Here is a 10354-nt window from a genome sequence, read left to right as displayed (position 1 = left end):
CTACGAACTCTTCCGTAGGAGCAGGCGAAAGTCGCGAATCGGATGACGCTAAAATAGCTTAGTTCCGCAATTCGTATCTGAACTATCCTGTTTAAATAATTCGTATGTGGAGTATTCTCCTCAAAACACTGGAGCTGCCCATGCCTTCCCCGACCCCATCGCCGAGCCCCTCCCCAGACCCGCTCGACACAGGGCGAGTTGCCCTGACGTTTTTCTTCAACCTCATGGAGCATTGGCAGTGCACCACCGAGCAGCAACGCGTCCTGCTGGGCAGCATTGGCAATACCACCTATTTCAACTGGAAAAAACGCCCTGCGGTGCGTTTGCCCCATGACACGTTGGAACGCATTTCCTATTTGATGGGCATTCACAAGGCGCTCCGGATCCTGTTCAGCAACCAGCCGGAACGTGCGTATCAATGGCCATCGAAGGCCAACCTCGCAGCGCCGTTCAATGGGCGCTCGGCGTTGGCCTACATGCTGGGCGGACGGGTCATGGACCTGGCGGATGTGCGGCGCTACCTCGACGCGGTTCGTGGCTGATGGCGTCGTCAGTGTTGCCTGCCTGGGACAAGGCCTACCGCATCGTCAATAGCGCTTTCCCGCCTATCGCGGTCTTTGAGGACACCTTTGACCCTGCGGACCTGGAGGTGGCCTTTCTGATCGAGGGCATGACCAACGACCGTTTGTGCGATGAGGCCGGGCAAATCCAGCGGGTGCCGCCACAGGACCGGGTCAGCGGCCCAGGGTCGACACCGATCATGGCGGCTTTCACTCATATCGGCAGAGCCAGCCGCTTTACCGATGGCACATTTGGCGTCTATTACTGCGCCAGTTCCATCACTGCCGCCATCGCCGAAACCCGGCACCATCAGGAAGCGTTCTGGCGTGCGACGGCCGAGGCAACCATCGAGGTCACGATGCGCACTTATGTGAACCAGGTGGTCAAGCCCATGGAAGACCTGCGTGGCGATGAATCGCTGCACCAGCCCGAGGCCATCCACTACCCCATCACCCAGGCGCTGGGCCGGCAACTGCGAGAGGCGGGGGCCTGGGGGCTGTTGTACCGCAGCGTACGCGCACCGGGTCACGAATGTGTCGCCGCGCTGCGCCCACCTGCGTTGTCGCTGCCCACGCAGGGGCCCCATCTTCGATACCGGTGGGACGGCCGTGCCCAAGCGTTCAGCTATGTGCTGGAGGTCCGGGAAGCCAGTGAGGCGGTCTACCGCGAATCCAGGTGCTCGGGCGACACGCAATCGCCCGACTGAGCGCCGATCTTGCTGCGTATATCCTCGAAGACGGCATCATAGTGATGGTGCAGGGAAACGGCCAGGACACTGGTGGCCGGCAGGCCATTCTTGCGAGCAATATGGTCGGCGGAACTGGCGAAGTTGTACCAATCGTCCTTGCCCAACTGGAATTCATCCTGAAAGGCTTTTTCGTTGATATGGCCTTCGACCTTGAATTGCACGTAGCGGCCGCGGCCGGCGTCGTCCAGCACCTCGTAGTAGAGGTTGACTTCATAGCTGAAATCGTTGGGCTGCAAAGCGGCGTGCTGCAGGTGCAGGCGGCCAGGTTCGAACAGGGCCATGGCGGGCTCCTTGTAGGCGGAAACGTAGAGGATAGACCCAACAGCCGGCATCAGGTTCGGCAACTGAGGTGCCTGCAGGACCGGGCGAAGCTCGGGAAGCAGGCACCGCGTAGCTCCAGCAGCTGCGTGGCGTCTGTTTTCCAGCTTCGCCCCGTCCTACAAGAACTGCAGTGCGTCGTTGAAAGTGGCAGGCGAGGAACCCAGTTCGCTGGCGGGGCAGGGCCACTGCATGGGGGTTCCCTGTATACGCAGCGGCGGTGAAAGGCGCTGCGCCGGGCCCCATGGGGTGTGCTCGATCTGGCTGGCCAGGTCGCCGCTGGCTTGTGCGGCAAGGGGCAGATCGGTGGTGACCTGGCCATGGTCGACCAACGCCTTGGCGGTGCGCGCCAGGGACAGGCGCGATGTGCTGCCACGGCCGCTCGCCAGTCGCTCGCGCACGCCATCGATGGCGGCCGCGGCAATCAGGTAGCCGGTGGCCATGTCCAGCGCCTGGACCGGCAGCGGCACGGGCTTGTCGGCCTGCCGCCATCGCTGCCCAGCTGCAGCGATACCCGTGTTCATCTGCACCAGGCTGTCGAAACCGCGCCGGTTGCGCCACGGCCCGGTCCAGCCGTAGGCATTGAGGCTGACATTGACCAGCCCCGGCGCCAGTTGTTGCAGCCGCGCGGCGTCGTACCCCAGGCGTTCCAGCGCGTCGGCGCGGTAACCGTGCACGAACACATCGGCCTGGGCCAGCAGCCGCTCGAAACTGATGCGGTCCAGGCTGTCATGCAAGTCCAGGCGGGCGCAGCGCTTGCCGAGGGTGACTTCGGGCGCCAGTGCGGGTTCCTCCCAGCCCGGCGGGTCGATTCGCAGCACGTCGGCGCCCATCGAGGCGAGAAAGCGAGTAGCTACTGGCCCTGCGAGGATGCGTGTCAGGTCCAGTACCTTGATGCCGGCCAGCGGTTGCGCACGGCTGCCGCGCCAGGCCAGGGGCGCGTGTTCCGGGCCTGCCTGCCTGGCGGCTAGCGGTTCGGCCCCCACCGCCTTGCCCTGGGGGTGTGCACTCCACTGCTTCAGGTCCAGCATTTGCGCGGCGCAGCCACCGGCGGCGACCACGGCGCTTTCAAGTACCTCGGCCTGCCAACTGCTGACCGCTGCGGCCACGGCGTCCCGGCCCGCGCAGTCGCCCAGCACGCTCAAGGCCGCGGCACGGTGATGCGGTGCGTTGGTGTGCAGGCGAATCCAGCCATCGACCGTGGCGTAGTCCCCCGCAATCGGGTCCCAGGAGGGGGCGGGCTCCCAGCCCATGGGGCGCAGGCTGCTGGCAAACCAGAACGAGGCCAGGCGGCGGTCCACTTCCAGGGTATTCACCGGTAGGCCCTGTTGGCGCAACAGCTCGGCCACCGCCAGGCCGGCGACAGCAATACTGGCGCTGGCAAAGTCGGTCACGGCGAAGGTGGAGGGCAGGGCCCCGGTACCCGTAAAGCTGACCAGGGGCCGTTCATGCGAAGGCAAGCCCAGCGCCTGGGCAAGGGTGGCGAGTAAATCAGGCATCGCGTCAGTCCTCCTGGGTGGCCGGTAGGCGCTGGTTTGCCAGCGCCTACCTCAACTCATGATCGCCTACCACTCAGGATTGGACCGTCAAACGCGGAATTGATCCATCAGTTTCATCTGCTGGCTGGCCAGGGCGTTGAGCTGGCTGCTCACCTGAGCCGATTCGGTTGCCTGGCCGGTGAGGGTTTCGGTGACCGTGCGAATGGCCGAGACGTTACGGTTGACCTCCTCGGCCACGGCGCTCTGTTCCTCGGCAGCACTGGCGATCTGCAGGTTCATATCGCTGATCACCGTCACTGCTTCACTGATCTTGCCAAGCGCCTGCACGGCCTGGTTGATCTGCACGGCGTTGTCCTGGGCCTTGGTCTGGCTGGAGTGCATGGTCTGCACCACGCCGCGGGTACCGCTCTGGATACGCTCGATCACATGGCGAATCTCTTCCACCGAGTCCTGGGTGCGCTTGGCCAGGTTGCGCACCTCATCGGCCACCACGGCAAAACCGCGGCCGCTCTCCCCGGCACGCGCCGCTTCAATGGCGGCGTTCAGGGCCAGCAGGTTGGTCTGTTCGGCGATGCTGCGGATCACTTCCAGCACCGAGCCGATCTGCTCGCTGTTGACCGCCAGGGCTTCCACTTCGCCCACCGCCTTGCTCACCTCTTCGGCCAGCGAGTTGATATCACGGGTGCTGCGCTCGATGATCGACAACCCGTCCTTGGCCGACTGGTCGGCGCCACGGGCGGCGGTGGCGGCGTTGGACGCGCTGTTGGCGACATCGTGGGCCGTGGCGCTCATTTCGTTGGAAGCAGTGGCCACCTGGTCGATCTCGCGGAACTGCACCTGCATGCCATCACTGGTGCGTCGGGCGATGTCCGACGACTGGTCGGCGGTGCTGCGTGCATCGCTGACGGTCTGCTTGATCTTGGCGATGGTGGGTTGCAGCTTGTCCAGGAAGCGGTTGAACCAACTCACCAGTTCGCCCAGTTCGTCTTGCTTGGCGTACTTCAGGCGCTGGGTCAGGTCGCCGTCGCCACTGGCGATATCCTTGAGCATGGCGGCCACGCTGTTGATCGGGCGGGTGACGCCACTTGCGGTCAACCACAACAATACCAGGCCGGCCAGGGTGGCGAGGGCGCCGACCACGATCACGGTGATGGTGCCGCGGGTCTGGGCGCCGTCCAGTACCCCTTGCAGTGTGGTGGCGTCGGCCAGCAGGACTTTTTCCGGCAGGTCGATGACCACGCCCCACGGTGTGCCATCGGTGATGGCCGGGGCAGGGTAAATGGCGCGAATCAGGTCACCTTGCTTGAGTACCTTGGGCTGGTTGGCGTTGATCAGTTGCACGATCTGCCGGCCGTCTTCGCCCAGCACCTGGTCGACTTTCTTGCCCAGCAGGCTGGCATCGCCACTGTTGGCGGCCAGGGCGCCGGCGGTGGAGACAATCATCATGTGCCCGGCGCCGTTGAAGAGGTCACGCTGGGAGGCTTCGGCCGACGTCTGCAGCGAGTCCAGAGCTACATCGACACCCACCACGCCGATCACTTTGCCCTGGTCGCGCAGGGGCACGGCAATGCTGCTCATCAGCATCAGCTTGCCCCCCACGGTGTCGGTATAGGGTTGCAGCAGGCACGGTTTGCCGCTGTCCCGGGCACAGGTGTACCACGCGTTGTAGGGCACGCCGGTGAGGGTCAGGTCGGTCTTGTTCATGTCGCTTTCGGCGGTCACGGTATTCAGCGCGGTGCCGTTGGCGCGGCTCCAGTAGGGGGCGTAGCGCCCGCTCTGGTTGGATGAACGTTTGTCATCGTTGACGAAGTCGGCGTCATGGCCATCCAGGGCCTGAGGCTCGAAGGCTGCCCACACGCCCAGCACCCGAGGGTTGCGGTCGAAGATGGCCTTGATGGCCTGGTTGATGTCTTCCCGCAGGGCGGCCGGGGGCAGGCCGCGACGCCCGGCCAGGCCGCGCAGGCCGATGATCTGGTCGGCGGCGGCGTTGGCCACCAGCAGGTTATCGCCGAAGGTTTTCTGCATCTGCGCAGCATTTTCCGCCGCTTTTGTCTGTAGCAAATTCTGAACGCTGTCGGTGAGCATCTTGCGGCTCGACGCACTCACCAGCGCGTTGTTCTCGCGGGTCTGGTACAGGTTTATCCCGACGATCAGCCCGGCCACGCCCAACAGGCAAAGACCGGCCAACAGCACGATTTTCAAGCGGATGGAGAGTTTGTCGAACATGGGCGCGCACTCACGAGTTGACCAGTCGGGACAGCGAGAGCCCAGCCCTTGGGGGCACGGCCCTGCCCGCCGGATCCTTCCAGCGTTAACGAGACATCGGCGGCAAATGTTGCAACTTTAAATATTTTTGACAGGTGGCGCCTCGGGGCGCGACCAGATCCACAGGTTCACCACCAGCATGCAGCCAATGGCGGCATACAGTGGCCAGGCATGTTTGAGGGTGAGGACCATGACCACGGAACACACCAGCATGCTCAGGGTGGCGCTGACCTTGGCGCGGCGCACGATCACCTTGCCATTGCGCCAGTTGCTGAGGATGGGCCCGAACAACCGGTGGTTTTCCAACCAGGCACTCAGGCGCGGCGAGCTGCGGGTGGCGGCCCAGGCGGCCAGCAGGATGAACTCGGTGGTGGGCAGGCCGGGGATGACGATGGCCACCAGGCCGATGCCCAGGCTGACGTAGGCGAGCAGGCCGAACAGGATGCGCGCGGTTTTGGAGGGCAGTGGGCGGGTCATGGGGGCAACGTACTAGGGCAGCGACCGGCCAGCGGTAGGCCGCCGGCCAGGTTCGACTCAAGGGTTCAGCTCAGGCGTGAGCGGAATAAGTGTGCTGCAAGAGTATTTGCAGACGGGAAAAGGCGTCAACCGCGGCCTGATCGGCGTCCGCTTCTTCGGTGGGGGTGAAGGGTAGCGCATCGAAGATGGCGTTGAAGGCTTTCCAGCCACGCATGCGGCCGCCTTCAGGCTCTGCCAGGTGGCGGGCACCAAAGCTTTCGCTCAGGCCCATGGCCTCGGCGCGCTTGATCAGAATGGCAGCGCCCAGCTTCGAACCCTCGGACACGCGAATCCAGGTCAGGGCTGTGGCACGGTTGGGGGCGATCAGGGCGCCGGGCACGGCGGCCGGCACGGCCAGGCCCAGGTCGTTGAGGTCGGCCAGGGCGGCGTCGGCGCGGCAGCGCGAGGCCAGGTCCGGGAACAGCTGGTTCAGCTCGGGGTCGTTGTACAAGCCCTTGAGCTCGGACTGGAACAGGTACTGCATCTGCAGGAAACGGCCGTAGCTTTCACGGCTTTCGAACGGGGCGTGGGCGCCGACCGCATGTTCCAGTTGGTCGTGCAGCACGGCGCTGGCCTGGCGCAGGCGCGCGGAACGCAGGGCCGGCTGCTCGGCCGCAGGGGCGGCGTGGGTTTCGATGGCACTCATGGCAGGGGTCCTTGAAAACAGTAGAGGTTGCCTTACTAGACGTTCCAGCGCGGCAAACTCAGTAAAAAAACTTCGCGGTACCGCCACCTGGGGTAACGGTACCGCGAAAGGCCTCAGATGTCCCAGACCACGTTGATGGAGAAGTTGCGGCCAGGCGCGGTCAGGCGGTCCATGTTGGCCGGCTGCGTCACACCGGCTTCGCCGACGCCGTCGTAGCCGCGCACGTCATCCCACAGCCAGTATTTTTTGTCGGCGAGGTTGTACAGGCCGGCGCTGAGGGTCACGTCCTGGGTGACCTTGTAGTAGCCGGTCAGGTCCAGCACGCCGAAGCCCGGGGTCCTGAACTGGCTGCTGGTGCCGTCGGGGGCGTGGAAGGTGGAATCGTCGACCCGGTCCTTGCGCTTGACCACGGTCCAGCTCAACAGGCCGCCGTAGTTGTCCTGGTCGTAGCCCAGGCCGAACACGCCGGTCAGCGGGTTGATGCTGTTGAGGGGTTGGCCGTCGTCATCGTTGCGGCCATAGGCGTAGCTCACCGAACCCTGGGTATACAGACCGGCCGGCAGGCCGAAGTAGTCCAGGTTCAGGCGGCCCTTGGCCTCGGCACCCTTGATGGTGGCCTTCTTGATGTTGACGCTCTGGAAGGTCGTCTCGGTGTAGCCTGGGGTCAGCGAGTTCTCGTCGATGAAGTCGTGGTATTTGTTGTAGAACACCGCCAGGTCGAAGTTGCCATGCTCGAACTGGCCGCGCAGGCCGGTCTCGAAACTCTTGCTGCTTTCAGGTTTGAGATCCGGGTTGGGCGCTACGGTATAGCCTTGGGAGGTGTTGGTGAAGCGGCCATACAGGGCCTTGGCGGTTGGCGTGCGGAAGCCCTCGGCGTATTGGCCGTACCAGGTGTAGTTATCATTGAAGGCGTAGGTCAGGCCCAGTTTTGGCGTCGCTTTGTGCCAGCGCTTTTCCTCGGTGCTGATGGCGTCGCCACTCTGGGCAGCCGTGTTGAGGAACTCCTGGGTCACGTGCGGCTTCATCTGGGTGTAGTCGTAGCGCACGCTCGGCAGGAAGGTCCACTGGTTCCACTTGATCTCGTCCTGGGCGAACAGGCTGTAGGTGTTGACCGTCGGGTCCGGGAAGTCGCTGGCCGGTGTCAGGGTGTCCGAGGCACTGGTACTGGTCGCGCCGATGGCGCTGCAGTACGCCGCCACGCTCAGGCAGGTGCCGGTACCGGTGCGCAGCCCGGTCACTTTCTGCTGCTTGATGGTGGTGCCGTAAGTCAGGTGGTGGTCGGTATCGGCGATGGCGAAGGACTTGTCCAACTGGCCATCGAATACCCACTGGCGTTCCTTGTACTGGGTGTCACGCAGACGTTGCACCACCCGCGACGGCGCGTAGATTTCGTTGGTGCTTTCGTCGGTCTTGGCCAACTGATAGTTGAGGGTCCACTTCACGTGGTCCGCCAGCACGCTGTCCAGGCCGAACGTGTTCTCGATGCCGAAGCGCTCGCGCGAGGTGGTGGTGTTGCCACTGCGAGCCCTGTACATCCCAAGGCCAGCGCCGTTGACGAATGGGCCGCCAACCGCGCTCTTGAGGTTGGTGTCGCGGTCGTCCTTGTATTTTTCATAGGTGAGGGCCAGGCGTGCGTCATCGCCGTAGTTCCAGCCCAGCTTGGCCAGCACGTTGGTGGTGGTGGCGTCCTCCGGGTTGGCGGCGGTGCGGCCCAGGCCGGTGCCGCCGTGGCTACCATAGGACTCGGTTTCGTGGCCGTCGCGCTGGCTGAAATGCAGCAAGGCGTCGAAGTCGCCTTCACGGCCCGCTACGGTGCCGGATTTCAGCCAGCTGCGGTCTGCGGAGCTGTAGCCGGCCTTCAGGCGTGCGCCCACGTCCTTGCCAGGCTTGATGATGTCGTCCGGGTCCAGGGTGTAGTAGCTCACCGCACCGCCGATGGCGTTGCTGCCGTACAGCGACGAGGCCGGGCCGCGCAGGATTTCCACGCGCTTGACGATCTCCGGGTCCACGTAGTTTCGGTTGGTCTGGGCGTAGGGGCCGTTGAAGAAACTGTCAGGAATTTCCACGCCGTCAACCTGGGTCAGTACCCGGTCGCCATCGATGCCGCGGATGTTATAGCCGCTGATACCCGCGCGCTGGCCAGTGCCGCCTACCGATACACCCGGTTCATAGCGCACCAGTTCCTTGATGGTGTTGACGTTGTTGCGGTCCAGGGTCTCGCGGTCCTGGACGGTCACGGTGCTGGGCACGCTGTTCACGTCCTGGGCGCTGCGCGTGGCGCTGACGGTGACTTGCTGCAAGGCCAGGGCGCCGGTGTTGCGGCGTTCCAGCACCACGTTGTTGGGGCCGACCTTGTGCACGCTCAGGTTGGTGCCTATCAGCAGGCGGTCCAAGGCCTGGTCGGGCTTCAGCGAGCCACGTACACCGGGCGACTGCACATCACGCGCCAGGTCAGCCGACAGCCCCACCTGCCAACCGGTCACCTGGGTGAAGGCGTTGATGGCCGAGACCAGCGACTGCTGGCCGATGGCAAACGTGTAATTGCCCATGGCCTGGGTGCTACCAGCGGATTCGGCGGCCACGGCCGGGGTGACCTGGGTGGCGGCGAGCACGATGGCCATGGTCAGCACGGACAATGTGCGAGGGCCGGGGGTGGCAATGCTGGAATGCTTGAAACCTGAGGACATCGAAGGGCGCTCCCTGTCGCGCGGCGTTATAGTGTTGAGCGGATTCAAAATGCGAATCACTTTCATTGGCTATAACGAGACGTGGCAGGGCAGGCAATCGCGTAAAAATAATTTTGGCTGCCGCTAGCGGCGGGTGCCGTCGCCCGGGCGGGCTCGCCAGCGAGCCTTTTTTCAGTTGAGAATAACCAGCGCCGGGTATTCGCGTATCGACGCCGAGGTGATATGCGCCAGGGAGCGCACCACGTCCAGGGGGTTCTCCAACCGATAGTTGCCCGTTACCTCGACCTTGGCCAGGCGGTCATTGGTGTTGACGATCCACCCGGGGTAATACCGACGCAGTTCGTCCAGCACCTGGCTCAGCGGGCAGTTCTCGAATACCAGGCGCCCCTGCACCCAGGCCAGATCCTTTTGCGGGTCCAGATGCTGGCGCTGGCCGAAGCCTGATGGGCTGATGCGGATGCTGTCGCCGGCGCTCAGGCGCACCCGCGCGTCGTTACCGCCCAGCAGGTCGACATTGCCGCGCTGCACCTCGACCTGGGCCACGCCATCGAGCAGGCGCACGGCGAAGTCGGTGTCGCGCACGCTGGCACGCACGGGGCCTGCCTGCAGTTCCAGCGGCTGCTGGCGGCTGTCGGCGACCTGGAAGAAAGCTTCGCCCTGGTACAACCTGGCTTCACGCTGGGCCTTGTCGATGTGGGCCGAGAACGCCGTGTTAGTGTTTAGCAGTACCTTGGAGCCATCGTCCAGTTGCAGGCGCTGGCGTTCGCCCACCACGGTCAGGTGGTCCGCTTCCAGGCGCAGGGGCAGATTGGTAAAGCTGAACACGCCGACCAGTATCACCGCCGCAGCCGCCATGGGCTTGAAATACGGCCGCAGCCGCGCACGCCACGAACGCGTAGCCACGGTGTGCAGTTGCTGCGCCGCCTGGTTCACCGCCGGGCCGTTCCACACCGCGCTGGCCTGGGCGAACGCCTGGGCATTGGCGGGCTCGGCGGCCAGCCACTGCTCAAAGGCCAGGCGCTCAGCGGCGCTGGCACACTCCAGGCGAATCAGCCAGTCCAGGGCCTGGTCCATGGCGCTGTCGTGAGCGGGGGGGTGTTCGGTCACGCGGGTT

At 64.4% G+C, this 10354-nt stretch carries 9 protein-coding genes and 1 pseudogene; 2 read left to right on the top strand and 8 right to left on the bottom strand.

Going from position 1 to position 10354, the window contains the following annotated elements:
• Nucleotides 1–140 precede the first annotated feature (140 nt).
• Both QBK88_RS19605 and QBK88_RS19600 read left to right on the top strand, forming a co-directional pair.
• A complete protein-coding gene (locus QBK88_RS19605; RefSeq protein ID WP_277963329.1) occupies nucleotides 141–542 on the top strand; it encodes an MbcA/ParS/Xre antitoxin family protein in 402 nt (133 codons plus the stop codon).
• The gene (locus QBK88_RS19600) at nucleotides 542–1267 is read left to right on the top strand and encodes an RES family NAD+ phosphorylase (RefSeq protein ID WP_277963328.1); all 726 of its coding nucleotides are present in this window, start codon (nucleotides 542–544) and stop codon (nucleotides 1265–1267) included. Before QBK88_RS19605 ends, QBK88_RS19600 begins: the two co-directional genes overlap by 1 nt.
• Here QBK88_RS19600 and QBK88_RS19595 read toward each other — a convergent pair.
• The 8 genes and pseudogenes from QBK88_RS19595 to QBK88_RS19565 all read right to left on the bottom strand — a co-directional run bounded on the left by QBK88_RS19595 (nucleotide 1222) and on the right by QBK88_RS19565 (nucleotide 10314).
• Nucleotides 1222–1590 carry a DUF5064 family protein gene (locus QBK88_RS19595; RefSeq protein WP_277963327.1) on the bottom strand — a complete coding sequence of 123 codons (369 nt, stop codon included), beginning with the start codon at nucleotides 1588–1590 and terminating at the stop codon, nucleotides 1222–1224. The genes QBK88_RS19600 and QBK88_RS19595 overlap by 46 nt on opposite strands.
• Nucleotides 1591–1746: 156 nt before the next feature.
• On the bottom strand, nucleotides 1747–3126 hold the full coding sequence (locus QBK88_RS19590) for a CoA transferase (protein WP_277963326.1): 1380 nt from the start codon (nucleotides 3124–3126) through the stop codon (nucleotides 1747–1749).
• Between the two features lie 87 nt (nucleotides 3127–3213).
• Nucleotides 3214–3969: a methyl-accepting chemotaxis protein gene (locus QBK88_RS30930; RefSeq protein ID WP_445764967.1), complete on the bottom strand. Its 756-nt coding sequence runs from the start codon at nucleotides 3967–3969 to the stop codon at nucleotides 3214–3216.
• A gap of 102 nt (nucleotides 3970–4071) precedes the next feature.
• Nucleotides 4072–5151, bottom strand: a pseudogene (locus QBK88_RS30925) (PDC sensor domain-containing protein); the annotation flags it as partial.
• A gap of 318 nt (nucleotides 5152–5469) precedes the next feature.
• A complete protein-coding gene (locus QBK88_RS19580; RefSeq protein WP_158158807.1) occupies nucleotides 5470–5868 on the bottom strand; it encodes a YbaN family protein in 399 nt (132 codons plus the stop codon).
• A 70-nt stretch (nucleotides 5869–5938) separates the two neighbouring features.
• Nucleotides 5939–6553, bottom strand: a complete 615-nt coding sequence (locus QBK88_RS19575; RefSeq protein WP_268145265.1) for a biliverdin-producing heme oxygenase — start codon at nucleotides 6551–6553, stop codon at nucleotides 5939–5941.
• Nucleotides 6554–6666: 113 nt separating this feature from the next.
• Nucleotides 6667–9240, bottom strand: coding sequence for a TonB-dependent receptor (locus QBK88_RS19570; protein ID WP_277963324.1), 2574 nt, complete (start codon nucleotides 9238–9240; stop codon nucleotides 6667–6669).
• A gap of 171 nt (nucleotides 9241–9411) precedes the next feature.
• A complete protein-coding gene (locus tag QBK88_RS19565) occupies nucleotides 9412–10314 on the bottom strand; it encodes a FecR domain-containing protein (protein ID WP_277963332.1) in 903 nt (300 codons plus the stop codon).
• Nucleotides 10315–10354: the final 40 nt, after the last annotated feature.

The organism is Pseudomonas sp. RIT-To-2, from assembly GCF_029623465.1.
Taxonomy (GTDB): Bacteria; Pseudomonadota; Gammaproteobacteria; order Pseudomonadales; family Pseudomonadaceae; genus Aquipseudomonas; species Aquipseudomonas silvicola.
Note: the sequence above shows the minus strand (reverse complement) of the source record. Positions and strands in the feature narration are given on the sequence as shown.